Origin of the sequence: Pseudomonas sp. PsB, from assembly GCF_043658375.1 — a bacterium.
Classification (GTDB): Bacteria; Pseudomonadota; Gammaproteobacteria; order Pseudomonadales; family Pseudomonadaceae; genus Aquipseudomonas; species Aquipseudomonas putida_Z.
Window position 1 is genome coordinate 105,997 of record NZ_JBIGLU010000015.1, and the last position, 24,196, is coordinate 130,192.

Annotated in this window: 28 protein-coding genes and 2 pseudogenes; 20 read left to right on the forward strand and 10 right to left on the reverse strand. The window is 63.1% G+C overall.

Annotated features, from left to right (window positions below):
- Position 1 precedes the first annotated feature (1 nt).
- Both ACGLHT_RS18540 and ACGLHT_RS18545 read left to right on the forward strand, forming a co-directional pair.
- Positions 2 to 313, forward strand: coding sequence for a hypothetical protein (locus ACGLHT_RS18540; protein WP_016711287.1), 312 nt, complete (start codon positions 2 to 4; stop codon positions 311 to 313).
- Positions 313 to 582 carry a hypothetical protein gene (locus tag ACGLHT_RS18545; protein ID WP_054572370.1) on the forward strand — a complete coding sequence of 90 codons (270 nt, stop codon included), beginning with the start codon at positions 313 to 315 and terminating at the stop codon, positions 580 to 582. Before ACGLHT_RS18540 ends, ACGLHT_RS18545 begins: the two co-directional genes overlap by 1 nt.
- A gap of 36 nt (positions 583 to 618) precedes the next feature.
- Here the strand turns inward: ACGLHT_RS18545 and ACGLHT_RS18550 are convergent, their stop codons facing one another.
- Complete coding sequence (locus ACGLHT_RS18550) at positions 619 to 855, reverse strand: hypothetical protein (protein WP_013972408.1); 237 nt, start codon at positions 853 to 855, stop codon at positions 619 to 621.
- Positions 856 to 914: 59 nt separating this feature from the next.
- On the opposite strand from ACGLHT_RS18550, the gene ACGLHT_RS18555 reads away from it, so the two are divergent.
- The 6 genes from ACGLHT_RS18555 to ACGLHT_RS18580 all read left to right on the forward strand — a co-directional run bounded on the left by ACGLHT_RS18555 (position 915) and on the right by ACGLHT_RS18580 (position 6,041).
- Positions 915 to 1,130, forward strand: a complete 216-nt coding sequence (locus ACGLHT_RS18555) for a hypothetical protein (RefSeq protein ID WP_060494913.1) — start codon at positions 915 to 917, stop codon at positions 1,128 to 1,130.
- A gap of 8 nt (positions 1,131 to 1,138) precedes the next feature.
- Positions 1,139 to 1,762, forward strand: a complete 624-nt coding sequence (locus ACGLHT_RS18560; RefSeq protein ID WP_274120514.1) for a putative metallopeptidase — start codon at positions 1,139 to 1,141, stop codon at positions 1,760 to 1,762.
- A 31-nt stretch (positions 1,763 to 1,793) separates the two neighbouring features.
- On the forward strand, positions 1,794 to 2,270 hold the full coding sequence (locus ACGLHT_RS18565) for a DUF2280 domain-containing protein (protein ID WP_274120515.1): 477 nt from the start codon (positions 1,794 to 1,796) through the stop codon (positions 2,268 to 2,270).
- 402 nt (positions 2,271 to 2,672) lie between these two features.
- Entirely contained in the window at positions 2,673 to 3,569 is an 897-nt protein-coding gene (locus tag ACGLHT_RS18570) for a hypothetical protein (RefSeq protein ID WP_274120516.1), read from the forward strand.
- The gene (locus ACGLHT_RS18575) at positions 3,569 to 5,020 is read left to right on the forward strand and encodes a DUF4055 domain-containing protein (RefSeq protein ID WP_274120517.1); all 1,452 of its coding nucleotides are present in this window, start codon (positions 3,569 to 3,571) and stop codon (positions 5,018 to 5,020) included. The genes ACGLHT_RS18570 and ACGLHT_RS18575 overlap by 1 nt, the downstream gene beginning before the upstream one ends.
- A complete protein-coding gene (locus ACGLHT_RS18580; protein ID WP_274120518.1) occupies positions 4,947 to 6,041 on the forward strand; it encodes a minor capsid protein in 1,095 nt (364 codons plus the stop codon). The genes ACGLHT_RS18575 and ACGLHT_RS18580 overlap by 74 nt, the downstream gene beginning before the upstream one ends.
- 33 nt (positions 6,042 to 6,074) lie before the next feature.
- Here ACGLHT_RS18580 and ACGLHT_RS18585 read toward each other — a convergent pair whose 3' ends face one another.
- On the reverse strand, positions 6,075 to 6,581 hold the full coding sequence (locus ACGLHT_RS18585; RefSeq protein ID WP_274120519.1) for a hypothetical protein: 507 nt from the start codon (positions 6,579 to 6,581) through the stop codon (positions 6,075 to 6,077).
- Between the two features lie 337 nt (positions 6,582 to 6,918).
- Here ACGLHT_RS18585 and ACGLHT_RS18590 point away from each other — a divergent pair, with 337 nt between their 5' ends.
- The 6 genes and pseudogenes from ACGLHT_RS18590 to radC all read left to right on the forward strand — a co-directional run bounded on the left by ACGLHT_RS18590 (position 6,919) and on the right by radC (position 12,693).
- Entirely contained in the window at positions 6,919 to 8,121 is a 1,203-nt protein-coding gene (locus ACGLHT_RS18590) for a site-specific integrase (protein ID WP_008643195.1), read from the forward strand.
- Positions 8,118 to 8,306: pseudogene (locus ACGLHT_RS18595) on the forward strand (DUF1016 N-terminal domain-containing protein); the annotation flags it as partial. The gene ACGLHT_RS18590 and the pseudogene ACGLHT_RS18595, both read left to right, overlap by 4 nt.
- Positions 8,307 to 8,463: 157 nt before the next feature.
- Positions 8,464 to 10,008 carry an IS21 family transposase gene (istA, locus tag ACGLHT_RS18600; protein ID WP_024099860.1) on the forward strand — a complete coding sequence of 515 codons (1,545 nt, stop codon included), beginning with the start codon at positions 8,464 to 8,466 and terminating at the stop codon, positions 10,006 to 10,008.
- A 36-nt stretch (positions 10,009 to 10,044) separates the two neighbouring features.
- Positions 10,045 to 10,782, forward strand: a complete 738-nt coding sequence (gene istB / locus ACGLHT_RS18605) for an IS21-like element helper ATPase IstB (protein ID WP_011805003.1) — start codon at positions 10,045 to 10,047, stop codon at positions 10,780 to 10,782.
- A gap of 119 nt (positions 10,783 to 10,901) precedes the next feature.
- On the forward strand, positions 10,902 to 11,843 hold the full coding sequence (locus ACGLHT_RS18610; RefSeq protein ID WP_021204058.1) for a YhcG family protein: 942 nt from the start codon (positions 10,902 to 10,904) through the stop codon (positions 11,841 to 11,843).
- 340 nt (positions 11,844 to 12,183) lie between these two features.
- On the forward strand, positions 12,184 to 12,693 hold the full coding sequence (gene radC / locus ACGLHT_RS18615; protein ID WP_008643200.1) for a DNA repair protein RadC: 510 nt from the start codon (positions 12,184 to 12,186) through the stop codon (positions 12,691 to 12,693).
- Positions 12,694 to 12,734: 41 nt separating this feature from the next.
- On the opposite strand, the gene arsH is transcribed toward radC, so the two are convergent.
- Genes arsH through ACGLHT_RS18655 form a run of 8 tightly spaced genes read right to left on the reverse strand, consistent with a single transcriptional unit; the run spans position 12,735 to position 18,474 of the window.
- Complete coding sequence (gene arsH, locus ACGLHT_RS18620) at positions 12,735 to 13,457, reverse strand: arsenical resistance protein ArsH (RefSeq protein ID WP_008643201.1); 723 nt, start codon at positions 13,455 to 13,457, stop codon at positions 12,735 to 12,737.
- Positions 13,450 to 13,872 (reverse strand): arsenate reductase (glutaredoxin), encoded by a 423-nt coding sequence (gene arsC, locus ACGLHT_RS18625; RefSeq protein WP_020203139.1) that lies wholly within the window; start codon positions 13,870 to 13,872, stop codon positions 13,450 to 13,452. Before arsC ends, arsH begins: the two co-directional genes overlap by 8 nt.
- Before the next feature lie 14 nt (positions 13,873 to 13,886).
- Positions 13,887 to 14,966 carry an ACR3 family arsenite efflux transporter gene (gene arsB, locus ACGLHT_RS18630; RefSeq protein WP_021204056.1) on the reverse strand — a complete coding sequence of 360 codons (1,080 nt, stop codon included), beginning with the start codon at positions 14,964 to 14,966 and terminating at the stop codon, positions 13,887 to 13,889.
- Positions 14,967 to 14,995: 29 nt separating this feature from the next.
- Positions 14,996 to 16,762 carry an arsenical pump-driving ATPase gene (gene arsA / locus ACGLHT_RS18635; protein ID WP_008643205.1) on the reverse strand — a complete coding sequence of 589 codons (1,767 nt, stop codon included), beginning with the start codon at positions 16,760 to 16,762 and terminating at the stop codon, positions 14,996 to 14,998.
- Positions 16,763 to 16,775: 13 nt separating this feature from the next.
- Positions 16,776 to 17,135, reverse strand: a complete 360-nt coding sequence (gene arsD / locus ACGLHT_RS18640; protein ID WP_008643208.1) for an arsenite efflux transporter metallochaperone ArsD — start codon at positions 17,133 to 17,135, stop codon at positions 16,776 to 16,778.
- A gap of 41 nt (positions 17,136 to 17,176) precedes the next feature.
- Entirely contained in the window at positions 17,177 to 17,674 is a 498-nt protein-coding gene (locus tag ACGLHT_RS18645; RefSeq protein WP_008643209.1) for an arsenate reductase ArsC, read from the reverse strand.
- Between the two features lie 11 nt (positions 17,675 to 17,685).
- The gene (locus ACGLHT_RS18650; RefSeq protein WP_020203138.1) at positions 17,686 to 18,132 is read right to left on the reverse strand and encodes an ArsI/CadI family heavy metal resistance metalloenzyme; all 447 of its coding nucleotides are present in this window, start codon (positions 18,130 to 18,132) and stop codon (positions 17,686 to 17,688) included.
- 12 nt (positions 18,133 to 18,144) lie between these two features.
- Positions 18,145 to 18,474, reverse strand: a complete 330-nt coding sequence (locus tag ACGLHT_RS18655; RefSeq protein WP_008643211.1) for a helix-turn-helix transcriptional regulator — start codon at positions 18,472 to 18,474, stop codon at positions 18,145 to 18,147.
- Positions 18,475 to 18,843: 369 nt separating this feature from the next.
- Here ACGLHT_RS18655 and ACGLHT_RS18660 point away from each other — a divergent pair, with 369 nt between their 5' ends.
- The 6 genes and pseudogenes from ACGLHT_RS18660 to ACGLHT_RS18685 all read left to right on the forward strand — a co-directional run.
- Positions 18,844 to 19,194: a DUF2958 domain-containing protein gene (locus ACGLHT_RS18660; RefSeq protein WP_020203136.1), complete on the forward strand. Its 351-nt coding sequence runs from the start codon at positions 18,844 to 18,846 to the stop codon at positions 19,192 to 19,194.
- An 86-nt stretch (positions 19,195 to 19,280) separates the two neighbouring features.
- Positions 19,281 to 19,538 (forward strand): hypothetical protein, encoded by a 258-nt coding sequence (locus tag ACGLHT_RS18665; protein WP_225525367.1) that lies wholly within the window; start codon positions 19,281 to 19,283, stop codon positions 19,536 to 19,538.
- A gap of 703 nt (positions 19,539 to 20,241) precedes the next feature.
- Positions 20,242 to 21,069, forward strand: a complete 828-nt coding sequence (locus ACGLHT_RS18670) for a DUF932 domain-containing protein (RefSeq protein WP_008643219.1) — start codon at positions 20,242 to 20,244, stop codon at positions 21,067 to 21,069.
- An 80-nt stretch (positions 21,070 to 21,149) separates the two neighbouring features.
- Complete coding sequence (locus tag ACGLHT_RS18675) at positions 21,150 to 23,207, forward strand: ParB/RepB/Spo0J family partition protein (RefSeq protein ID WP_008643221.1); 2,058 nt, start codon at positions 21,150 to 21,152, stop codon at positions 23,205 to 23,207.
- A 62-nt stretch (positions 23,208 to 23,269) separates the two neighbouring features.
- Positions 23,270 to 23,479, forward strand: a complete 210-nt coding sequence (locus tag ACGLHT_RS18680; protein ID WP_008643223.1) for a hypothetical protein — start codon at positions 23,270 to 23,272, stop codon at positions 23,477 to 23,479.
- A 298-nt stretch (positions 23,480 to 23,777) separates the two neighbouring features.
- Positions 23,778 to 24,196, forward strand: a pseudogene (locus ACGLHT_RS18685) (IS5-like element ISPa16 family transposase); the annotation flags it as partial.

A 24,196-nucleotide genomic window follows, 5' to 3' on the forward strand; every position in this document is an offset into this window, starting at 1 on the left:
AATGGCCGAACCAGCAAGCACGACTGCCGGCGTCCTGCTGGTGAAGTACGGCGTGATCATTGGCGGCTTCGCAGGAGCGATCCTCTCGCTGACCTTCCTGCGCGGCCTCACCCGCGGCCAGGCGGTCGCCGCCTTCTTCACCGGCTTCGCATCGGCAGTCTTCTGCACCCCGCTCGCCATCAGCTACTTCAGCCTTGGCACAAGCGGAGAAACCCAATACGGCGTGGCCTTTCTGATAGGCCTTCTGGCAATGAACATCATCCCGGTGCTGAAGTCGCTCGTGGGTCAGTTCGGAGCCAAGGGAGCTACCTGATGAGCTCGACCCTGATTTCAGTCCTGATCGGCGCCAATGCCTTCCTGAGCGTGCTGGTGGTGATCGCCGCGTGCGACTACCTGCGCCGGATCAGGCCAATGGATGCGCCACTGCTGGCCGTCGCGTTCTACCTGGTGGCCATCGGCGCGTTCGGCGCCTTCGTCCTGGCCATGAACGGCCATGTGCCCACCCTGTACGGCGTGATCCTCAAGCTGGGGATCGTCCTGTACGCGGTCGCCCGTCGCGGCCATGTGTTCCAGCCGGGGTGAGGCGCCACAAATTCCCAATGCTCCGGTTCGCGCGTATCAGTCTGTGCGAAGCAAAGGGAATAGCTGCTCTGGATCGCGTGATTCGGCATTCATTTTCTCGCACGCAGCAGCAGCCTCAGACCGATTGATAAAGCCGCGTTTCAGGCGTTCTTTTTCCTGGTTGTCGTAAATGTCGAAGCCACCCGAAGTGGTGGCGGCATAGAACCGGTTACCGATTTGGAAGGACTCACCTTCGATAGGTACAGCCGGAACGATAACGAATCTTTGTTGCATTTTTCGAGCCTCCCCAGGCAGACAACTAAGTATTAGTACCGCAAAGGGAAGCCATCAACATGACTCATCGAGACGATTTGATGGCGGGCCGTGTCACTCGGATCCGCCACGAACTACCCGTCAGTAACGACATCAGGGCTGCTGTATCCGGCCTAGACGCCGCGCTGGCGGCTGCGATTGACGTTGCAAAGGCTGCCGGGCTTCCGCAAGGATTGATCGTCGGCCTGCTGCATGGCCATGCTCACGCTGAGACGCACAAGATGGTATGCAAGTGAGCGGAGCGATGGCCAGGCCCATGCCGCCGCCTGCATTGCTGGAGCTGACTGAGCTATCGATGCTCGGCACCAGGCTTCAGCCAGCGTCCGAGATTGGCGAATGGGTGCAGGCTGTGATCCTCAATGAGGGTGGCGAACTGCATAACCCTGACCATGCACACCTGATCGACGCGCCGCTGCGCTTCCTTTGGGCATCAGCCTGCTTCGAGAAGCAAGGGCGAACCGTGGTAGGCCAGGCCGAAGCGGTGATGTTCCGAGCTGGCGGATGGCAGAAGGCCCGGCAAGAGCAGCAGATGATCGACTGGTTCGGCGAGGTGCCGGGCTTCGTCATCACCCTGGCTGCGGATTACTGCTCCCAGTGCTCCGACACCGAGTTCTGCGCTCTGGTCGAGCACGAGCTTTATCACATCGCCCAGAAGCTCGATCAGTACGGCGCGCCCAAGTTCACCCAGGACGGGCTGCCCAGCCTGACGCTGCGTGGACACGATGTGGAAGAGTTCGTCGGCGTTGTTCGCCGCTACGGTGCCGGGCATGACGTACAGCAGCTGATCGAAGCTGCAAGCCGGCCACCTGAGGTGGCCAAGATCAACATTTCGAGGGCCTGCGGAACCTGCCTACTCAAGTCGGCCTGATTTTTGACAGGTTTTGACGGATGACAAACCCATGGCAGCACTACGAAGCGAGGTCAAAGCCTTCATTGTTCAGGCTCTGGCCTGCTTCGATTCACCCAGCCAGGTGGTGGAGGCCGTCAAGAAAGAATTCGGGGTTGAGGTAAGCCGTCAGCAGTGCGAATCGCATGACCCCACCAAGTATGCAGGAAGAGGTCTGGCCCAAAAGTGGGCTGATCTGTTCCATGAGTGCCGAAAGCGCTTTCGTGAAGAGACGGCGGACATCCCAATCGCCAACCGAGCGTTCCGGCTGCGCGGGCTTGGGCGGATGGCCGAGAAGGCCGAGAACATGCGAAACCTGGCGCTGACCGCTCAGCTGTACGAGCAGGCCGCCAAGGAATGCGGCGACATGTATGTAAACCGCAGGCTAGAACCCGACAAACCCCTGGGCTCCCAGGCGGACCAGCAGCACGCCGTTGCTGAGTACAAGCTGGAGCCAGACGAGAATGTCCCCGCTACCCCGTACCTATGAGGCGCCGGTCAAGCTGACGCCGAAGCAGGCGAACATCTACGTGTGGGGCTTTCAGCGCAATGCTCGCTTCCGCGATGCGGTGTGCGGGCGGCGATTCGGCAAGACCTTCCTCGGCAAGGCTGAGATGCGCCGTGCGGCGCGACTGGCTGCTGAGTGGGGCGTGAGCGTCGAGGATGAGATTTGGTACGCGGCCCCGACGCAGAAGCAGGCCCGCCGAGTGTTCTGGCGCCGGCTGAAGCAGGCTATTCCGCGAGAGTGGCGGGACTGCAAACCCAACGAGTCGGACATGCTTATCACGCTCAAGAGCGGCCACTTGATCCGCTGTGTGGGCTTGGAGAACTACGACGACCTGCGCGGCTCCGGCCTGTTTTTCGTGCTGGTGGACGAATGGGCGGACTGTAAGTGGGCTGCCTGGGAAGAAGTCCTGCGACCGATGCTGTCCACCTCGAGTACGTCGTACCTGGCATCGGCAAGTGCAAGGGCGGTCATGCGCTGCGCATCGGCACCCCCAAGGGCTTCAATCACTGCTTCGACACATATCGCGACGGACAGAAAGACGGCGAGCCAGACCACAAGAGCTGGCTCTATACCTCGCTGCAGGGCGGTAATGTCCCGGCTGAGGAACTGGATGCAGCGCGCCGCAAGATGGACCCGCGCACGTTCCGGCAAGAGTACGAAGCCAGCTTCGAGAACTATGCCGGGGTCGTTTACTACACCTTCAGCCGAAGCGAGAGCCGCACCAGTGAGCGCATCAAACCGGGCGAGGCCGTGCACATCGGCATGGACTTCAACGTCATGAAGATGGCCGCGGTCGTGTACGTGGTCCGGGACGGCCTGCCGCTGGCGCTGGATGAGTTCCACTCGGTGCGGGATACGCCCGAGATGATCGAGAAGATCAAGGTTCGCTTCTCTGGTCACAGCGTCTCCGTGTACCCAGACGCCAGCGGCCAGAACACCAGTAGCAAGAACGCTAGCGAATCGGACCTTTCCCTGCTTAAGAAGGCCGGCTTCACCGTGGTAGTCGACTCGCAGAACCCCGGCGTCAAGGACCGCATCAATGCGGTCAACGCCATGTTCCTTAACACCTACGGTGAACGGCGCCTGAAGGTGAACATCGACCAGTGCCCGCAGCTTACCCAGTGCCTGGAGCGGCAGACCTACACCGACAAGGGTGAACCGGACAAGGACCCCAAGAAAGGGCACGACCACATGAACGACGCCGCCGGCTACTTCATCGCCAAGCGGTTCCCGATCAAGACTCAGTCCGCCGGCACCCGCCGCATCGGAGGTTTGGCTTAATGCCTGTTCAATCCACCAACCCAGACTACGACGCTCACATTGAAGAGTGGCGGATGATGGATGACGCCCTAGAGGGCGAGGGCGCTATCAAGCGCAGTCCGCGCAACCTTCCAAAGCCCAGCGGCATGACCGAAGCCGAGAAGCTGGATGGCGCCGGCAATGCCTACCTGTACCAGAACTACACCGCCCGGGCCCAATACGAACACTGGGTGCGGGATTCGCTGCGCTCGATGATGGGCCTGGTTTCCCGGTTGATGCCCGAGGTAAAGCTGCCTGCGGGCCTGAAAGGGCTGGAGGACAACGCCACGGCCGATGGCTTCGGTCTGACCCAACTGTTCCTGCGGATCGTACGCCAGTCTGTTTCCCATGGCCGGGTGCCGCTGGTGGTCAACATCGATGAAGCCGGCCAGCCGTACTTCGCCACCTACGCGGTTCGCAACGCCATCAACTGGGACACCGCCGACCAAGGTGGTCGCCAAGACCTGGTGCTATCAGTGTTCCGCGAGTTCCGGCGCAAGGAGCAGGATCGCTACAGTCACGAGTGCGAGACGGTCTATCGCGAGTTCTACATGGAAGGCGCGGTCTGCCGCACGGGCGTGCGCAACGAGGCCGGTGAGCTGATCGAAGACGACCGCCCGTTGGGCACCGTCGACGGCAGCAACAACCTGGTACGCGGCCTGGGCTACATACCGGTCATCTACTGCGGCTCCACCGATAACTCGCCGGATGTGGACGAGATCCCACTGCTGACCATGGCCCGGGCCGCGCTGAAGTCGTACCAGCTCAGCGCCGACTACTTCACAGCGCTGCACCAGACCAGCCACCCGCAGCCGTGGGTTTCTGGCCTGGACGAGAGCGTGGAACTCAGCGTCACTGGCCCGTCTGCCGCTTGGGACCTCGGCCCGAAAGGCCAATGCGGCTACCTGGAGTTCCAGGGGGCCGGCATCGAGGCCGTTCGCACGGCGATGGAAGACCAGAAGAATGCAGCCCTTGAGGCTGGCGCCAAGGTCATGGATGTCTCCGGCACGGAGTCGGGCGAGGCCCGCAAGACACGCCAGAACGACCAGCACGCCACGCTACATAGCATCGTCATTACCGCCGCGGCCGGCATTGAGCAGGCCCTGCGATACGCAGCGGAATGGACGGGCTACAACCCGGACGAAGTCGCATTCAATGTCAAGCCGGAGTTTGTGATGCCGGTGGTGGACGCCCAGGTGCTGGCCGAGTTGCAGAAGAGCGTCATGGCCGGGACCATCAGCGCCGAGACGTATTGGCAGTATCTGACCACTGGAAAGCTGCCTGAGCACCCCTATGACGAAGAGGCCGAACTGATCGGCGACCATCACGGCGCTGGCGGCGTGAACTTGGACAGAGAAGATGGCGACGAAACCGGAGCAAACGGCGGACGAGAAGCTGCTAGAGCAGGTGAGCCGCCACTCGGTGCTGCTTGAGCGACTGAAGGCCGGCGAGGTCAAGAAGTTCGAGACCTACCTGCGCCGCGCTGACGCCCACGTTCGCGACCAGCTCACCCGTAAGGAACTGACCACCTACAGCCGCAGCCGGCTCGAGGAGTTTCTTGGCCGGGTGGGCGGCAAGCTGCTGGAAATCTACAAGGCCTTCAGCGACCGGATGCAGTCCGACCTGGTGGATATTGCGCAGTACGAAGCTGCATTCGAAGGCCGCAGCCTGGCGAAGGCGCTGTTAATCGATGCGGCCATGCCAGTGGACTCCCTGATCCGGGCGGCGATCAACACGCAGCCTTTGCAGGTGGCCGGGGTGGACGGCGGCAAACTGCTCAAGCCCTTCCTGAGCGGATGGACGCGCACTGAAGCAGACAGGGTAACCAACGCCATCCGGATGGGTGTCGTGCAGGGCCAGACCAATGCCGAGATCACCCAGGCCATACGCGGTACCGCAGCGCAGAACTTCACCGATGGCGTTCTTGCGGTCACGAACCGGAGCGCCCGGGCAGTCGTGCAGACCGCAGTCCAGCATGTGGCCACCACCGCGCGCATGGAAACGCTCAAGGCGAATGCTGATGTGGTGCCTGGCTATCGGATCGTCGCCACCCTGGACCGAAAGACCAGCGTGCAGTGCCGCAGCCTGGATGGTCGCGAGTATGAAATGGGCAAGGGGCCGGTGCCTCCGTTCCACATCCATTGCCGGACGACCATAACCCCGATCACCAGGTTGTCCGCGCTGTTCGGGCAAGGCGCTACGCGGGCAGCAGTGGGCGCGGATGGTGGCGGGCAGGTCTCGGCCAGACTCAGCTATTACCAGTGGCTCAAAACGCAGTCAGCGGTCTGCCAGGACGCTGCGCTGGGGCCGGTGCGCGGCAAGCTGTTCCGCGATGGCGGGCTGTCGGCCGAGCGCTTTGCCGCGCTGCAACTGGACAAGAGCTTCAGGCCGCTGACATTGGAGCAGATGAAAAGTCTGGAACCGATAGCATTTGAGCGGGCAGGGGTAAGCTGACCGCTCAATAGGCGCTCCTCCTAATCGAGGTAATCAGTTGGCGCGGCCTTTCAAGAACTGAGAAGCTTCCGTCCAATCAATTTCCAAGGCGTTCACTGCGCGGTAGAAGGACGGATACGATTTTTTGATTCGCTTGAAACAACCGGTTTCCACCAGGGCATCTACAACTTCGGCCACTGCCTGCATAGTATTCTTGTAGGGCGAGCTTTCAGGGAGAAAGACACGGCGGATGATTGGATCAAGCGTCATGCTTTGGTCTTGAGGGAACTTATCCAATGTCTGCGCCCGTTGATTGATCGCCAAGTCCGTGATTGCACGCGCATTCAACCAATCGAGGAGCTCGACCACGTCAAGCTTCGCACCAGGACCACCATGCGGCAGGCGGATGTAGCGGCGATCTTCACTCAACAAAGAAGGGGCAGTGAGTGCCTCCTTCGGATTGCTTTGATTTGCGATCAAGCGAGTGTATTCTGCGTAAGGAAGCACTGCGAAAATCGGCGCTTCGTTTTGATCTAGGATGAGCTGCACATTGGATTTCATTGTAGTGCTCCTTTTTTCGTTTTGGTTCATTGAAGATAAACGAAAATATGGGCTGCTGCAACCCAATTCTTTTTTCTATAACTTGTGTACCCCAACCGCCCGAATGGCGGTTTTTTTTCGCCTTCGATTTTTCAGCGCCCCGCATTGACGGGGCTTTTTTATTTCAGGATGACTCCAGTACCGCACTTTGCTGGACTACGCCACAGCCATATACAGCAAGTTTATCAATGACTTAGGCGAGTTCAACATATGCCGGTGCTTTCTGAAACTTGACCCGGCTTCCCTTCTACTGGCTCCTACGAGGCTCCTGGGAATCGGGTCTTTCCGAGGAGTCATCATGGCTAAGATCAAGCTCACCAAGTCCGCAGTAGATGCGGCACAACCCCAAGCGCAAGCCATCGAGCTGCGCGATACCCTTGTTCCCGGCTTCCTGTGCAAGATTACGCCGGCCGGTCGCAAGGTGTTCATGCTCCAGTACCGAACCAACGCCGGCGAGCGACGCAAGCCGGCCCTGGGCCTGTTCGGCGAGCTGACCGTTGAACAGGCCCGCTCGCTGGCGCAGGAATGGCTGGCCCAGGTGCGCCGGGGCGGCGATCCGGCAGCGGACAAGGCCGAGGCACGCCAGGCACCCACCGTTGAGGAATTGTGCAAGAAGTTCATGGAGGACTACTCCAAGAAGCGCAACAAGCCCAGCACCCGAGTCGGCTATCAAGGCGTCATCGACCGCTGCATCATCCCGCTGCTGGGCCGCAAGAAGGTTCACGACGTGAAGCGGCCGGACGTTGCCGGGCTGATGGAGAAACTTTCATACAAGCAGACCGAGGCGAACAAGGCGTTCAGCATCCTGCGCAAGATGTTCAACATGGCGGAGGTGTGGGGCTATCGGCCAGACGGCACCAATCCTTGCCGCCATGTCCCGATGTTCCCTGCCGGCAAGTCCACCCATCTCATCAGCGACGACGACATGGGCAAGCTGTTCCGGCAGCTCGACAAGATCGAGGTCGAAGGGCTTGAGAACTACGTCATCCCTCTGGCGATTCGCCTGCAATTCGAGTTCGCCGCCCGCCGCTCCGAAATCGTCACGCTCGAATGGGAATGGGTCGATCTGGAGAATCGGCGCGTCGTCTGGCCCGACAGCAAGACCGGCGGCATGTCCAAGCCCATGAGCGAGGAAGCCTACCGGCTGCTTTCGACGGCACCGAGACAGGAAGGCAATCCCTATGTGCTGCCGTCGCCACGCCATCCGGCGCAGCACCTGACCACAGGCGAATATTACGGCGGCTGGTGCCGCGTGCTCAAGGCGGCGGGTGCGACGCACGTGGGGACGCATGGCATCCGCCATCGCTCTGCGACCGACATTGCCAATTCAGGTATCCCGGTCAAGGTCGGCATGGCGCTGACGGCGCACAAGACCGTCGTGATGTTCATGCGCTATGTCCACACCGAGGACGATCCAGTGCGCGAGGCGGCCGAACTGGTGGCGAACCGGCGCAAGGCGATTACCGGCGCCAAGCAGCCTCCTGCGGAGGCGACAGCATGACCAGGCGCCGGTCATCCGTGGCATCGCCCGCAGCGCCGTCGGCGCTGCTGGGCGACATTCGGGTACTGATTGAGGCGGCGCGGCAACGCGCCGCCTCGACGGTGAATAGCGAGCTGACGATGCTCTACTGGCGCATCGGCCAGCGCATCCACACGCAGGTGCGTATTCCACGCGATGGCGGACACGATTCCATGCTGATGGCGGACAGTGTTCCAGCGTGATGGCGGACAGTGTTCCACGCTGAAGGCGGACAGCATTCCAAACTGATGGCGGACACCTGCGGGGTGTTCTGAGTGACCCGAACGCGGCATACGCTGCCCGGTTTTTTGACCGGAACCAGCGATGCCCACACCCAGGGTCACCATGAGCAAACTACGACACACACTGCAACTGCTGCACCGCGGGGCCTTGAGCACCCGTCAAATCGGTGCCGCCCTCGGCATCTCCAAATCCACTGTCAGCGAGATAGCCAGCTACGCGCGCGTGGCCGGCGTGGACTGGGCACTGGCCCAGAGCCTGAACGACGACGAACTCCAGGCCCGGCTCTACAAGCCACCCGTGGCGCGCGAGTCCCGGCACCTTGAACCCGACCACGCCCACATCCACCGCGAACTGCGCCGACCTGGCGTGACGCTGCAGTTGCTTTGGGAGGAATACCAGCAACAGCACAGCGGGCAGGCGTACAAGTACAGCGCCTTCTGCGAGAAGTACAAGGCCTGGGCCCGGCGCCTGCAGCGCTCCATGCGCCAGACCCACACGGGCGGTGACAAGCTCTTTGTGGACTACGCCGGCCAGACCGTTCCCGTGGTGGATGCCGACACTGGCGAGATACGCCAGGCCCAGGTCTTCGTGGCCGTGCTGGGCGCATCGAACTACACCTACGCCTGCGCCACCGCCAGCCAGAAGGCCACCGACTGGGTGGCCAGCATCATTAGCGCGCTGGAGTTCATCGGCGGCGTGCCCCGCCTGCTGGTGCCTGACCAGCCGCGCGCCCTCATGGCCCGACCCGACCGTTACGAGCCCACCGCGCACCGCCTGCTCGAAGAGCTCTGTGCGCACTACAGCCTGGCCGTGATGCCCGCGCGCCCGGCCAAGCCACGCGACAAACCCAAGGTGGAGGTCGCTGTGCAGGTGGTCGAGCGCTGGATTCTGGCCAGGCTGCGCCACCAGACCTTCTTCAGCCTGGCCGAGCTCAACCGGGCGATTGCCGCCTTGCTGGTGGACTTGAACCAGCGCGCGTTCAAGAAGCTGCCGGGCAACCGCACTAGCGCCTTCGCCGAACTCGACCGGCCAGCCCTGCGCCCCCTGCCGCCGGTGCGCATGCCCATCGCGCGCTTCAAACCCGCCCGCGTCAACATCGATTACCACGTTGAGCTCGATGGCCACTACTACTCGGTGCCCCACGCCCTGGTGGGTGAGCCGGTGGAGTTGCGCATCACGGCCGGCACGCTCGAAGTCCTGCACGGCAGCAAACGCGTGGCCGCCCACGCCCTCAATCCCCGACGGGGTGCACACACCACCACGCCCGAGCACATGCCGGCCTCGCACCGGGCGCACCTGCAGTGGACGCCGGCCAAGCTCATCGCCTGGGGTGAGCGCGTGGGCGCGGCCACCGCCGCCGTGGTGCGCTGGCAGATGGAGCACCGCCAGCATCCCGAGCAGGGTTACCGCTCCTGTCTGGGCCTCATGCGCCTGGGCCGTGAGTACGGGGCTGACCGGCTGGAGGCCGCCTGTGCGCGGGCGCAGTCGATTCGCTCACCGTCCTACAAGAGCATCGCCTCCATCCTGGGCTGCGGCCTGGACCAGCGGCCGCTGGATGCGCCGATGGCCGCACAGGCGAACCTGCCGCTGCACGAGAACGTGCGCGGGCCGGGCTACTACCACTGAACTCCAACGTGCAAGCAAACCTAACAAGGAAGAACCATGCTCAACGAACAGACCTTGAACCAACTGCGCGCCCTGCGCCTGGACGGCATGGTGGCCGCCCTCAGCGACGCGGCCACCCACATCACGGCCAGCGAGCTGCCCTTTGAACAACGCCTGGCGCTGCTGGTGCAGCGCGAGGTGGACTGGCGTGACAGCAAGCGCCTGGAGCGCCTGTTGAAGGCGGCCCGCCTGAAGGTCTCCAGTGCCTGCCTGGAGGACATCGACTGGCGCGCCAGCCGGGGCCTGAGCCGAGAGGTCATCACCAGCCTGGCCGGCGGGGACTGGCTGCGCCATGGCCACAACGTGCTGCTCACCGGCGCCACCGGGTGCGGCAAGACGTGGCTCGCCTGCGCACTGGGGCAGCAGGCCGCGCGCCTGGGCTTCTCGGTGCTCTACACCCGCGCGCCACGGCTGCTGCAGGAGCTGCACGTGGCCCACGGCGATGGCAGCCTGGGCAAACGGCTGGCGCAACTGGCGCGGCTGGACCTGCTCATCCTGGACGACTTCGGCATCGCGCCGATTGCCGCGCACGAGCGAAACGACCTGCTGGAATTGCTGGACGACCGGGTGGGCACGCGCTCGACGCTCATCACCAGCCAGTTGCCGGTGACGGCCTGGCACGCCTGGCTGGACGAGCCCACGCTGGCCGACGCCATCCTGGACCGCATCGTGCACGGCTCGCACAAGATAGCCCTCAAGGGCGAGTCGATGCGCAAGCTCACCAAGGCCGTCTGAGCCGGCCGCGCCGACCGCCATTCCACGCTGATGGCGGACACTTCGGCTACGATTTGAGCGTCACTCAGGACACCCGCGCAACGTGTCCGCCATCGCCTGGAACGCTGTCCGCGATGGGAATGGAATCACTGTCCGCCATCAGTGGAATGCGCACGCAGGTCTTGGACGGGCGCCGGGGCGCTTATGGCAAGGAAGTCTTGCCTACCCTGGCGGCGCAGTTGGTGAAGGAGTACGGCAGCAGCTTTGCGGAGCAAAACCTGCGCCGCATGGTGCAGTTCGCCACCACCTTCCCCGACGAGCAGATTCTCGTATCACTGATACGAGAATTGAGCTGGACGCACTTCATTGCCCTGATCCCGCTGAAAGACCCGCTCCAGCGGGACTACTACGCGCAGATGGCGAGCGCCGAGCGCTGGAGCGTGCGCACGCTGCGCGAGCGCATCGACTCGATGCTGTACGAGCGCACGGTACTGTCCCAAAAGCCGGGCGAGACGATCGCGCAGGAGCTGGCGACGATGCGCGATGCGCAGCGCATGTCGCCCGCCCTGGTCATGCGTGACCCGTACATCCTCGACTTCCTGGGACTGCGGGACACATGGCAGGAAGGCGACTTGGAGGCGGCGATCATCCGCGAAATGGAATCCTTCCTGTTGGAGCTGGGCGCAGGTTTCAGCTTCGTGGCTCGGCAGAAGCGCATCCAAATTGACGGCGAAGATTTCCACCTTGACTTGCTGTTCTACAACCGCAAACTGCGGCGGCTGGTGGCAGTGGAGTTGAAGGTCGGCGAGTTCAAGGCGGCTTTCAAGGGACAGATGGAGCTTTACCTTCGCTGGCTGGACAAGCACGAACGGGAGCCGGAGGAAGCCTCGCCGCTGGGAATCATCCTTTGCACCGGCAAAAAGCGCGAGCAGATCGAATTGCTGGAGCTGGACAAGTCGGGCATCCACGTCGCCGAGTACCTGACCGCCTTGCCGCCGAGGGGCGTGCTGGTGGAGCGGCTACAACAGGCAACGCAGCGGGCGCAGTTGCAGATCGAGCAGCGCAAGACCGACAACGAGTAGCCCTGCCCCAAGCAGTCGGGCGTCCCGGCGTGCCGCCGTCGGGTTCGCGGGCTGCGCCCCGCGCTTCGTGCCGAATCGCGGCCATCCGGCTTTGGCCCCTGCCGCCTCCGGCCCTGCCGGGCCTGCGTGCTTCGCTTGCCCAAAAGACGACAGTGTGCAGTGGGCGGGGTGTGGGCGGTCTTGCTGTTCCCTTCACCGTATCACGGCGTTCTCGCCGTCAAGGGCGGCGCGTGCCATGCACGCTTGCGTCCTGGCGGCCGTCTGCGACCCCTGACTGCTTGCGCTGCGCCGTGCTGGCCACGGTTCCGGGCAATTCCGCCCGAGCAACCGGAGCACGATCATGTCGCAACTGTCCTTTTCCTCGTTCGATGCCTCGCTGATGGTGCGCGATGCACAGGGCCGCTACCTGCTGGCGACGGCCGACCAAATTCTGGAGGCCGCGCGCCAGGCCATCGAGTACAAGATGCAGCGCGGTGCGTCGTTCAGTTCGCCGGTGGCGGTCAAGGAGTACCTGAGCGCCAAGTTGGCTGGTTTCGAGCATGAAGTCTTCGCTGTGCTGTTCTTGGATACGCAGCATCGCCTGATCGAATACAGCGAGCTTTTCCGAGGCACCATCGACAGTGCATCGGTGTATCCACGCGAGCTGGTCAAGGAGGCGCTGCGGCTCAATGCGGCAGCGGTCATCGTTTCGCACAACCATCCGAGCGGCAACCCCGAACCGAGCGGCGCCGACAAGGTACTGACCCAGCGGCTCAGGGAGGCGCTGGCGCTGGTGGATGTCCGCACGCTGGATCACATCATCGTGGCGGGTGGCAGCACCATATCCTTCGCCGAACGCGGTCTGATTTGACCGAGGGGGCTTCGGCCCCCATTTTGCTGCGATGGCGGCTCTCAGATCGCTGCTTGATTGACGCGCCGGCTCAGGGCTTCGGCGCTTTCCTTGCGTTCGCTGTAGCGATCTACCAGATATGGCGCCACGTCGCGCGTGAGCAGCGTGAACTTCATCAGCTCTTCCATCACATCCACGATGCGGTCGTAATAGGCCGAGGGCTTCATGCGTCCCGCTTCATCGAACTCCTGGTATGCCTTGGCGACCGAAGACTGGTTTGGGACGGTCAGCATCCGCATCCAGCGGCCCAACACGCGCATTTGGTTAACGGCGTTGAAGGACTGCGATCCACCCGACACCTGCATCACCGCCAACGTCTTGCCCTGTGTCGGGCGCACCGCGCCGACCGACAGAGGAATCCAGTCTATTTGGGTCTTCATCAAGCCGGTCATGGCACCGTGGCGCTCGGGCGAACTCCACACCATGCTTTCGGCCCATTGCACCAGTTCGTGCAGTTCCCTGACCTTTGGGTGATCGTGAGGCGCGTCATCCACCAACGGCAGGCCCGAGGGGTTGAACATCCGTGTCTCGCCGCCGAGCGCGCTCAGGATGTGTGCCGCTTCTTCAGCAGCCAGGCGGCTGAACGAGCGTTCGCGCAGCGAGCCATAGAGCAGCAGGAAGCGCGGCGCGTGGGTGGCACGCTCGGGTGCCATTAACCGCTGGGCATCGGGTTGCTGGAACAGCGCGGTGTCGATATTGGGTAGGTCGATTCTGGATTCAGACACGGCGGCCTTCCGCATTCACGACGGCTTCGCCGTCTTCCTTGCTGAATGCACCGCGCTGCGGCTGGGGCAGGATGTCCAGCACCGCTTCCGAAGGTCTGCACAGCAGTGCGCCCAGCGGCGAGACCACGATGGGGCGGTTGATGAGGATGGGGTGCTGGAGCATGAAGTCGATTAAATGTTCGTCGCTCCATTTGGAATCATCCAGGCCCAATTCCGCATAAGGTGTGCCTTTCTCGCGCAGCACCGCACGCACTGGCACACCCATCGCAGCGATCAGCGTTTTCAGCGTCTCGCGGTCGGGCGGTGTTTTCAAGTATTCGATGATGGTCGGCTCTTCGCCGCTGTTGCGAATCAAGCCCAGCACGTTGCGCGACGTACCGCAGTCGGGGTTGTGATAGATGGTGATCTGGCTCATGCCATTGCCTCGGTTCAGGGATTCGTGGGGTTGGCGGAATACATGCTGGCGCCCTTGAGCCGCCACCGGCGGCCCAACCGCAAGGCGACATGCACCAGCAGGATGAGCACCGGCACTTCCACCAGCGGCCCGATCACCGTGGTGAAGGCGACAGGCGAAGCCAGGCCGAACGACGCAATAGCCACGGCGATGGCCAGCTCGAAGTTGTTGCCTGCGGCAGTGAAGGCGATGGCGGTGGTGCGTGGGTAGTCGGCCTGGATCAGCCGGCCCATAAAGAAACTGATGAGGAACTGGATCACGAAGTAGAGTGTCAGCGGCACGGCAATCTTTAGCGCGTCCATCGGCAGGCGCACCACGTCGGCACCTTTGAGGCTAAACATGGCCACGATGGTGAACAGTAGCGCCGCCAGCGTGATGGGACTGATCCGCGGCAGGAATGCACGCTCGTACCAGTCCTGGCCCTTGCGTCGAATCAGCGAGCGCCGGGTCAGGTAGCCGGCCAGGAACGGGATGCCCAGGTAAATCAGTACCGCCTCGGTGATCGTCCAAAAGCCCACGTCAATGACGCTGCCTTGCAGGCCGAACACAGGCGGCAGCACCGACAGGAAGAACCAGGCATAGGTCGAGAAGAACAGGATCTGGAAGATCGAATTGAAGGCGACCAGGCCCGCGACATACTGGTTATCACCACGCGCCAACTGGTTCCACACAAGCACCATAGCGATGCAGCGTGCCAGTCCAATCAGGATCAGGCCGGTCATGTATTCCGGCTGGTCGCGTAGGAAAATCACCGCCAGCACGAACATCAGCACCGGCCCGATGATCCAGTTTTGCACCAGTGACAGCAACAGCACGCGCCGGTCGGCGAAGACCTCGTGTAGCGTCTCGTAGCGCACCTTGGCCAGCGGCGGGTACATCATCAGGATCAGGCCGATGGCGATCGGGACGTTGGTCGTGCCGATCGAGAGCGCATTGAGCGCATCGGGCAAACCGTCGAAGAACGTACCCAATGCAACACCCAGCGCCATCGCGGCGAAAATCCAGACGGTGAGATAGCGATCTAGGAAGGACAGGCGCGATGGCGTGTTCAGCATCGAATGCCCGCTTTGGGGGCTGTCGTGATTCATGAGGTTTTCCTGTTTGCCAAAGCCCGCAGACGCTCCACTCCCACCGGCTCTTCGGTCAGAAGCGGCACGACAGCATGGCGTCGGGCATGTTGTGTGGCCACGGCGTCGATTTCCCGCAACTCGTTGCGTGCACGCTGGCGCAGCAGCGGGGAATGCGGATGTGCGGCCGCCACGCTGTTGTTAACGATCCAGGCCCACGGCTCGATGCCCGCGCGGCGCAGGTCGTCTTGCAGGTTGGCCGCTTCCAGCACGGGCGTGGTTTCGGCCAGGGTGACAATGAGCACCTTGGTCTGCTTCGGATCTTGCAACTGCATCATCGGCGTCGTGAAATGAACGCCCGTCTCACCCATCTGCCGGGCGATGTCGCGGTGGTATGCGCCGGTGGCGTCGAGCAGCAGCAAGGTGTGGCCTGTGGGCGCGGTGTCCATCACCACGAACTTTCTGCCCCCTTCGCGGATGGCACGGGAGAATGCCTGGAACACCGCGATTTCCTCGGTGCAGGGCGAGCGCAGGTCTTCTTCCAGCAAGGCGCGGCCTTCGGCATCGAGCTGCGCGCCCTTGGTGTCCATCACATGCTGGCGATAGCGTGCCGTGGCTTCCTGGGGGTCGATGCGGCTGAGAGCCAGATTGGGAAGCGAACCTTCCAGCGTGTCGGCCAGATGCGCAGCCGGGTCGGAGGTGGTCAGATGCACGGGCAGGCCCCGGCCCGCCAGCTCCACGGCAATGGCAGCGGCCAGCGTGGTCTTGCCCACGCCGCCTTTGCCCATCACCATGACCAGACCGTGCCCATCGGCAGCGACTTCATCGACCAGGGCGGATAAGTCCGGCGCATTGATCTGGTCGGGCAGCTCGATGGCATCGGCGCCATATGTGGCGTCGGTATCGACCAGCAGATGGCGCAGAGCGTCGAGGCCCACGAGGTTGAACGGCTTGAGCGCGATCTGATCCCGAGGCAACGCCTGGAGGACAGACGGAATGGCGGCCAGCGTAGCCTGCTCTTTTTCGTAGATGGCAGCGGCAAGCGTATCGGTTTCGGCCTCGCTGGCAGGAAATACGCCGTTGATGACCAGGTGTTGCTGTGACAGGCCGATAGCGGCCAGTTCTTCATGGGTGCGGGCCGCCTCGCGCAGCGTGGGGCGCTGCGCACGGGCAACCAGCACTAGACGAGTGCGCAAGGGATCGGCCAACGCCTCTACCGCAGCCTTGTACTGACTGCGCTGTTTTTCCAGGCCCGCCAGCGGCCCCAGGCACGACGCATCGCCTTTGCCTGCTTCCAGAAAGCCACTCCATGCGCCCGGCAGTTGCAGCAGGCGGATGGTGTGGCCGGTAGGGGCTGTGTCGAAAATGATGTGCGCGTAATCCTGCGTCAGCGCCGCATCGGTCAGCAGGGCCGTGAACTCATCGAAGGCGGCGATTTCCGTGGTGCAGGCACCCGACAGGGATTCTTCGATGCCATCCACTACCGCATCGGGCAACACGCCTCGCACTGGGCCGACTATGCGGTCACGGTACGCTTGCGCGGCTGCCTGCGGGTCGATTTCCAGTGCCCATAGATTCGGCACGGCGGCAATCATCGTGATGTGGTTTCCGATGCGTTCGCCGAAAACCTGCCCCACGTTGGAAGCCGGGTCGGTACTGACGAGCAGCACACGCTTGCCCTGGGTCGCCAGTTGCACGGCCGTTGCGCAGGCGATGGAGGTCTTGCCGACGCCCCCTTTGCCGGTGAAAAACAGGAAGCGAGGCGGCTGGGTCAGGAAGTGCATGGGATCTCCTTGTTCAGCAGCAGCGGCCGCCAGAGCAGCAGGCGTTTTGGGCTGGCGAGGCTTCGGGCGCCTCGATGCCAGCCCAGCGGGTCAATTCGCTTCGGCTGGGGTAGCGACCGGCCAAGGCCACCTCACCATCGACCAGAACCAGGGGCAGCGCCTCTTGGCCCGAGCGTTGTAAAAAGCCTTTCACTGTCGGGTTTTCGGCGAAAGCGAGGGGTTGCTGTGCCAGGTTGAAGCGTTCGACCTGAGCACCGTGTTGCTTGGCCCAATCCACATCGGCGGCGAAGTTCACCAAGTTTTGATCCACTTCAACGCCACATACGCCGGTGCTACAACATAGCGCCGGGTCGAAAATCTGGATGCTTGGCATGGGGTGTCCTTTCAAATTGGTTGTTGATGAAGTGACGCTCTTCACTCTTGGCCGATGTTTCGCAACTCGCGTTGCAGCGACATGGCGTCCAGGCGTTGCAGTGGCAGCGAGAGAAACAGCTCGATGCGGCGGCGCAAAATCAGCGCGGCATCCTTGAACGCTTTGAGTCGTTGTTCTTCGCTACCTTCGACGGCTGCCGGATCGGGCACGCCCCAGTGAGCCGATACCGGCTTGCCCGGCCAAAACGGGCAAGCCTCGCCGGCGGCGTTGTCGCAGACGGTAAAAATGAAGTCGAACACCGGCGCCCCCGGCGCTACGAACTCATCCCAGCTTTTGCTGCGGTAGCCAGTCGTTGGCATGTGCAGCCGCTCCAGCGTGGCGAGCGCCAGCGGATGCACTTCGCCCTTGGGCTGGCTACCTGCCGAGTACGCCCGAAAGCGCCCTTGGCCCAGTTTGTTGAGGATGCCTTCGGCGAGGATGGAACGTGCGGAATTGCCCGTGCAGATGAACAGTGCGTTGTATGCGGCCTCTGTGGTCATGGTGTGCTTTCTCAACAGCAGGAAGAACGGGGGCTTGCTGTGCAGCAAGCCGGTGCGGTGATCGGTGTCGTGACTGAAGCCGCTTCATGGAAGACCGGGATGCTGCCTAACGTGTGGAAGTGCTCCCAGGCAATACCCTGCGGGTCGGTGACCCAATGCTTCTCGCTGCGTGCGTAGCAGCAGGTGGTCGTGCCTTCGTCGAGCAACGCCATGTCGGCGGCTTGTGCGCGGAGTTTCAGGGCGGCCAGTTCCTCGGCGTCGTCGGTCTGGATACCCAGGTGGTCGATGCCCGGCTCGCTGCCGCGCGTGGAGATGGCGAAGTTGACCGGCGGGTCTTCGAGCATCCACTTCGCGTAGTCGCCTTCGACGCGCGCAGGCTGCGCCGCGAATAGTTGGGAATAGAAGCCGATGCTGCGGTTCAAGTCATCGACGTGCAGGTGGACGTGGAAGCGCTTCATGGAGAGTTCCTTTCAGCAGGAGGCACAGGTGGAGGGAGATTCAGTGACTTCGCATACGCCGCCCTGGCAGCAGTGCTCGGTCATGTAGCCAAGCAGACTGTTCATCTGCGCGAAGTCAGCGCGATAGATCAGGTTGCGCCCTTGCTGTTCGATGGTGACGAGGCCAGCGTGAGCCAGCTCCTTCAGATGGAAGGACAGAGAGTTGCGGGCCACGTCGAGCTGGTCGGCCAAGACGCTGGGCGTCAGCCCCTCGGGGCCAGCGACGACCAGGGCGCGGAACACGCGCAGGCGTTGGGTGTGGGCCAGGGCGCCGAGGGCGGAAACAGCTTGATCTTCGTTCATAGTTCGATAATACAACATTTATTGAATCATTGCGCAAGAAACCAGCAAACAGAACCTCGTAGCGCCCCGGCGTGCCGCCGTCGGGTTCGCGGGCTGTGTCCCGCGCTTCGTGTCGAATCACGGCCATCCGGCTATGCCCCCTGGCGCCTCCGACCTGGGTGCTCTGCTCGCCTAAAACCGACGCATATGGAGGTGCAAGGGAGGCGGTCTTGCTGTTCCCTTCATCGTGCCACGGCGTGCTCGCCGTCAAGGGCTGCGCGCCGATGGCGCTTGCGTCCTGGCGGCCGTCGTTGACCCCTGACTGCTTGCGCTGCGCCGTGCCACGGAAGGGTCGGGCAATTCCGCCCGGCAACCCTTCAGGAGTTCACCATGAACAACGCACTCATCACTGACGAGCAGCGCATCGTGCTGCTGGCCAACGGCCGCGAATCGCTGGAGAACCCGGACTTCGATCCGGCGCCCGTGGTCAAGCTGTTCACGCCGGATAGCGGCGCGACCTGGCTGCTAACCGAGATTGATCCCGACGACCACGACCACGCCTTTGGTCTTTGCGACCTGGGCCTGGGGATGCCGGAAATCGGCTGGGTCAGCCTGGGCGAGCTGGCGACGGTGCGCGGCGGGCTGGGCTTGCCGATCGAGCGCGACCTGTCTTTCCGCGCCGAGAAGCGGTTGAGCGCCTACGCACGCGATGCGCGGCTGGCCGGGCGGATCGCTGTCTGACTCGGCCCTGGGAGCGCCGCAAGGCGCTCCTTGTGCTTTCTCAACCTTTGCAGGAGATCCATGCCATGAGTAGCCATCACGACTAGATCATCGAAATCACGGCGCAGCACGATGCGCTCAAACCGTTCGCGCCGGAGAACGGGCAGCCGCTGTGCTTCAAGATCGGCGACGCGGTGATCTACACCAACGAGTTTGGTGTGCAGTTCTGGCGCCGCGTCACCGGGTTCTACCAGCCCACCGAGCCTTCGGGGTTGTATGCGCGTGGTAGGCGCTACTACCTGAACTCGACTTCGCCGTGGATGCCGGTTGCGGAATCCAGCCTGTGTCCTGACGACTCGGCGTGATGCCTTCGCGCCCCTGACGGGGCGCTGCGCTTGCCTCCAGGGGAAAGCCCTGCGGGCCACCCCCGCCGCGCGATGCTTAGCGCCCCTCAAAGACCGCCGAACCGGCTACGCGGGATCGGCCAGACCGAAGCAATCACCGGCACAACTGGCTCTGCTTCCCGATGCTTGGCGAATGAGCTTGTGCATCGAGCTTTGAAATCCGGGCGTCCCCGGCCAAGAAACATGGCCGGTCGCGCTGTCGTGCTGCGCATCGAACCCCCTGCGGGGTTTCGCCCCTGACGGGCTTCCATCGTTCCCTCGCTCCGCTCGGCTGACGCCTCCGGCCCGGCTTCCAGCTTCGGGCCTGCGCGCTTCGCTTGCCGTGCGGTTCGGCACACAGGGAAGGCCGTTGCCTTGTCGAGCCGTCTCCCCTGACTTCATCACCTTGTCCGCGACTGTAGCCCGCGCCCGTGCGCCGTCAAGGCGCGCAGGGCCGTGTCCTCGGCTTCGCCTGCGGGCCGCACCAACCCTGCGCTTGCCTCCTTGACGGCACCCGTTCGCGTGCTCCTGACCGTCGCGGGCGATGAACTCAGGAAAGACGGTGGCAACAGGGCCAACCGGGTTCCTCGTGCCGACCGCACCGAACAACCGAAAGGCTGGGCTCCGAATCTAGGAATCCGGTGTGCGGTTTGAACAGCAAACCCTTTTCGTCAGGAGAAAGACCATGCAACTCGCATCCCGTTTCGCTTCCCATTCCCCAGCACTGCGCAGCGACTACCCGCTGTCCGATGACCAGATTCGCAGGGTGGCCCCGTCCATCTTCGCGGATGCCCCGCATGAGAGCCGTTCCGAGCGGTACAGCTACATCCCCACCGCCACGGTGCTGACCGAGCTTCGCAAGGAGGGGTTTCAACCCTTTATGGTGACGCAGACCCGCGTGCGCGATGAAGGCCGCCGCGAGCACACCAAACACATGATTCGCCTGCGCCACGCCAGCCAGATCAACGGCGCGGAAGCCAATGAAATCGTGTTGCTGAACTCGCACGACGGCACCAGCAGCTATCAGATGCTGGCCGGGATGTTCCGGTTCGTGTGCAGCAATGGCCTTGTGTGTGGCGACACCGTGGCGGACGTGCGCGTACCCCACAAAGGCGACGTGGCCGGGCACGTCATCGAAGGCGCTTTCGAGGTGTTGAGCGGCTTCGAGCGGGTGAAGGAATCCCGTGACCTGATGCGCAGCATCACGCTGGACGAAGGCGAGGCCGAAGTGTTCGCCCGCGCTGCGCTGTCGCTCAAGTACGACGACCCCGACAAGCCCGCACCCATCACCGAATCGCAAATCCTGATGCCGCGCCGGTTCGACGACCGCCGCCCGGACTTGTGGAGCGTGTTCAACCGCACGCAGGAGAACCTGACCAAAGGCGGATTGCATGGCCGCAGCGCCAACGGACGCCGCCAACGTACCCGCCCCGTGCAGGGCATTGATTCCGATGTGCGCCTGAACCGCGCCCTGTGGCTGCTGGCCGATGGCCTGCGCCAGTTGAAAGCCTGATTCCCCACGCGGCAGGGGCAGGCAGCAGCCCTTACCGCTTCTTTCGCTGCTGCATTTCCTAACCGCAAGGAGTTATCATCATGAACGCCATCACCCAAACCGAAGCCCGCGCCGTCAATACCGCCGCAGCTATCCCGCTGGAAGCCGCCGACCCGACCAAGAACCTGATTCTGGTTCCGTTGTCACGGTTGGTACTGCGCCCCACGGGCCGCAACGTGCGCAAGACCCCGCGCATGTCGATTCCCGAACTTGCCGCGAGCATCCAGCGCGTGGGCCTGCTGCAAAACCTGATTGTGATTGCATCCGCCGATGGCGAGCATTACGAAGTCGTGGCCGGTGGCCGTCGCCTCGCCGCCTTGAAGCTGCTGGCGAAGAAGCATCGCATCAGCAAGGAATGGGAAGTGCCTTGCCTGCTGGTGGCCGATGGAACCGCCCGCACGGCCAGCCTCACCGAGAACGTGCAGCGGGAGGCCATGCACCCGGCAGACCAGTTTGAAGCCTTCGCGGCGCTGGTGGCCGAAGGACGGCCCATCGAGGACATTGCAGCGGATTTTTCCGTCACGCCGCTGGTGGTGCAGCGCCGCTTGAAGCTGGCGAATGTCTCCCCGCGCCTAATGGCCGACTATCGCGCCGATGCCGTGAGCCTTGACCAGTTGATGGCCCTTGCCATCACTGACGAACACACTGCGCAGGAAGCGGCGTTCTACGATGCCCCGCAATGGCAGCGCCACCCCTCGCACTTGCGCGAGCGCCTGACCGAACGGGAAATCGACGCCTACCGGCATCCGTTGGTGCGCTTTGTCGGGCTGGACAGCTACGAAGCCGCAGGCGGCGGGATTCGCCGTGACCTGTTCGCGGAAGGTGACGCGGGCGTGTATCTGACCGATGCCGCGTTGCTGGAACGGTTGGTGCAAGACCGGCTGGCAGGCATTGCCGCCAATGTTCGCGCCGAAGGTTGGGCATGGGTGGATGCCACGCCGGGAATGACCCATTCCGACCTGCACGCCTTCCAGCGTGCGCCCAGGGAGCGACGCGAGCCAATCAAGCGCGAGGCCCAACGTATCGAGAAGCTGCAAGCCAAGCTGCACGAACTGGCCGAAGCAGTGGATGCCGCGCTGGACGCCGAGGACGAGGACAAGGCCGACGCGCTGCAAGAGGAAGGCGAAGCCGTGGGCGAGCAATTGCAGGCGCTGGAAGATGGCTTGCAGGACTACAGTCCGAACGTGAAGGCCGCAGCCGGGGCTATCGTCACCATCGACCGCAACGGCGAAACCGTGATTCATCGCGGTTTGATGCGTGAGGCCGAAGCCAAGGCGCTGCGCACGCTGGAACGCTTGCGGCAGGGTTTCGGCGGCGAAGGCGAAGCCGGAAACGACGACGAAGGCGAGGACGACGAACAGCCCAAGATCGCCGCCATGTCTGACCGGCTGGCGCAGCGGTTGAGCGCCCACCGCACCGCCGCGCTGCAAATCGAAGTCGCCCGGCACCCGCAAGCCGCGCTGGCTGCCGTGGTGCATGGCATGGTGCAGACCATCTTGCAGGGCAGCCACTACGGCCACGACCTGCCGCTGGGCATGAGCTTGAAAGTGCAAGACCGGCTGGAAGGCATGGCCCCGGACTGGCCGGAATCGCCCGCCGCCGTGGCACTGCGCGAACTGCAACAGGTGGCGGGCGAAGCCTTGCCGGAGGACAGCGCCGAACTGTTCGCCGCGCTGCTGGCGAAGCCGCAAGACGAACTGGTGCGGCTGCTGGCCGTATGCGTGGCTTCCACGGTGGACGTGGTGACGCCCCGCACCACGGTGCAGCAACCCGGCGAGGAATTGGCGCAGGCCGTGGGCCTCGACATGGCCGCATGGTGGCAGCCGACCGCAGAAGGCTATTTCAAGCACGTTCCGAAGGCCGTGATTCTGGATGCCGTGGGCGAGTACGCGCCGCAGCACGTCACCCGGCTGGCGAAGTTGAAGAAGGCCGACATTGCCAGCGAGGCCGAACGGCTGGCCGATGGCACCGGCTGGATGCCCGCCATCTTCAAGGCCGCAGGCCCGCAGGATGCCGCGCAGGAGGCAGGCCCGGAGCAGGACGCCCCGGAGGATGCCGAGGCAATAGCGGATGAACCTGCCGAGGCGCTGGCCGCTTGATCCGCGCCGAAGGCATGCGCCCCGGCCTCAACCGGGGCGCTTCGCTGGAAGGAGACACCCCCATGACCCGCACCACCATCAGCCGCCCGCGTATGGCTGCGATCTACGCCCCCGGCACGGTACGCGCCCGCCGCTGGCACGGCGATGGCGACGTGCGCGGCTACCGTCCGCCCTTGGGCTGGACGGCCTGCGCCGACCTCACCGACATTCATCCCATCACGGGCCGCGTCTTGCCGCGTGCCGTGTGGTGGCTCATCGAGACGAAGGAATAACCGCGATCAGCACCGCGCCCAGGCCGTTCCGTCCTGGGCGCGGTGAAAAGCAAATCCGGGCGCGGCAGTAGCCGCGCCCGGTGTTCAAGGTCAAGGCTTAAACCTTATGTTCATGTTTTTTGCTTCTTGGTGTTGAACCATTCCTTGAACTCTTCTGCCTCGTTGCCGGTTAGCTTTGGGAAAAGCGACATATTGAATCCAAGGGTGATTGTGCTGTCATTGACTAGGGCTAAGGAAGGTCTGAAAAAGACTTCCCGAATCTGGTGAAATACGCCGATCCCGCCAGCCGAGTTTTTCCATGAAGCAGATGACCTTCGCCGACGCCGAGTACGCCGGCAAGCGCAAGCAGACCCGTAAGGAATTGTTCCTGATCGAGATGGATCAGGTGGTGCCGTGGAAGGGATTGATTGCCCTGATCGAGCCACACTACCCAAAGGGTGAAGGTGGTCGTCCAGCCTATCCGCTGATGGCCATGTTACGTATCCATCTGATGCAGAACTGGTTCGGCTACAGCGACCCGGCCATGGAAGAAGCGCTCTACGAGACGACCATCCTGCGTCAGTTCGCCGGGCTGAGCCTGGAGCGCATTCCCGACGAAACCACCATCCTCAACTTCCGTCGTTTGCTGGAGAAACATGAGCTGGCAGCCGGCATCCTCGGCGTAATCAATGGCTACCTGGGGGATCGCGGCCTGTCGCTGCGCCAGGGCACTATCGT

Coding starts and splice junctions, on each gene's coding strand:
- ACGLHT_RS18540 (WP_016711287.1), top strand. CDS start 2: ATGGCCGAACCAGCAAGCACGACTGCCGGCGTCCTGCTGGTGAAGTAC.
- ACGLHT_RS18545 (WP_054572370.1), top strand. CDS start 313: ATGAGCTCGACCCTGATTTCAGTCCTGATCGGCGCCAATGCCTTCCTG.
- ACGLHT_RS18550 (WP_013972408.1), bottom strand. CDS start 855: ATGCAACAAAGATTCGTTATCGTTCCGGCTGTACCTATCGAAGGTGAG.
- ACGLHT_RS18555 (WP_060494913.1), top strand. CDS start 915: ATGACTCATCGAGACGATTTGATGGCGGGCCGTGTCACTCGGATCCGC.
- ACGLHT_RS18560 (WP_274120514.1), top strand. CDS start 1,139: ATGGCCAGGCCCATGCCGCCGCCTGCATTGCTGGAGCTGACTGAGCTA.
- ACGLHT_RS18565 (WP_274120515.1), top strand. CDS start 1,794: ATGGCAGCACTACGAAGCGAGGTCAAAGCCTTCATTGTTCAGGCTCTG.
- ACGLHT_RS18575 (WP_274120517.1), top strand. CDS start 3,569: ATGCCTGTTCAATCCACCAACCCAGACTACGACGCTCACATTGAAGAG.
- ACGLHT_RS18580 (WP_274120518.1), top strand. CDS start 4,947: ATGGCGACGAAACCGGAGCAAACGGCGGACGAGAAGCTGCTAGAGCAG.
- ACGLHT_RS18585 (WP_274120519.1), bottom strand. CDS start 6,581: ATGAAATCCAATGTGCAGCTCATCCTAGATCAAAACGAAGCGCCGATT.
- ACGLHT_RS18590 (WP_008643195.1), top strand. CDS start 6,919: ATGGCTAAGATCAAGCTCACCAAGTCCGCAGTAGATGCGGCACAACCC.
- istA (WP_024099860.1), top strand. CDS start 8,464: ATGCCCACACCCAGGGTCACCATGAGCAAACTACGACACACACTGCAA.
- istB (WP_011805003.1), top strand. CDS start 10,045: ATGCTCAACGAACAGACCTTGAACCAACTGCGCGCCCTGCGCCTGGAC.
- ACGLHT_RS18610 (WP_021204058.1), top strand. CDS start 10,902: ATGGAATCACTGTCCGCCATCAGTGGAATGCGCACGCAGGTCTTGGAC.
- radC (WP_008643200.1), top strand. CDS start 12,184: ATGTCGCAACTGTCCTTTTCCTCGTTCGATGCCTCGCTGATGGTGCGC.
- arsC (WP_020203139.1), bottom strand. CDS start 13,872: ATGAGCCAGATCACCATCTATCACAACCCCGACTGCGGTACGTCGCGC.
- arsB (WP_021204056.1), bottom strand. CDS start 14,966: ATGCTGAACACGCCATCGCGCCTGTCCTTCCTAGATCGCTATCTCACC.
- arsA (WP_008643205.1), bottom strand. CDS start 16,762: ATGCACTTCCTGACCCAGCCGCCTCGCTTCCTGTTTTTCACCGGCAAA.
- arsD (WP_008643208.1), bottom strand. CDS start 17,135: ATGCCAAGCATCCAGATTTTCGACCCGGCGCTATGTTGTAGCACCGGC.
- ACGLHT_RS18645 (WP_008643209.1), bottom strand. CDS start 17,674: ATGACCACAGAGGCCGCATACAACGCACTGTTCATCTGCACGGGCAAT.
- ACGLHT_RS18650 (WP_020203138.1), bottom strand. CDS start 18,132: ATGAAGCGCTTCCACGTCCACCTGCACGTCGATGACTTGAACCGCAGC.
- ACGLHT_RS18655 (WP_008643211.1), bottom strand. CDS start 18,474: ATGAACGAAGATCAAGCTGTTTCCGCCCTCGGCGCCCTGGCCCACACC.
- ACGLHT_RS18660 (WP_020203136.1), top strand. CDS start 18,844: ATGAACAACGCACTCATCACTGACGAGCAGCGCATCGTGCTGCTGGCC.
- ACGLHT_RS18670 (WP_008643219.1), top strand. CDS start 20,242: ATGCAACTCGCATCCCGTTTCGCTTCCCATTCCCCAGCACTGCGCAGC.
- ACGLHT_RS18675 (WP_008643221.1), top strand. CDS start 21,150: ATGAACGCCATCACCCAAACCGAAGCCCGCGCCGTCAATACCGCCGCA.
- ACGLHT_RS18680 (WP_008643223.1), top strand. CDS start 23,270: ATGACCCGCACCACCATCAGCCGCCCGCGTATGGCTGCGATCTACGCC.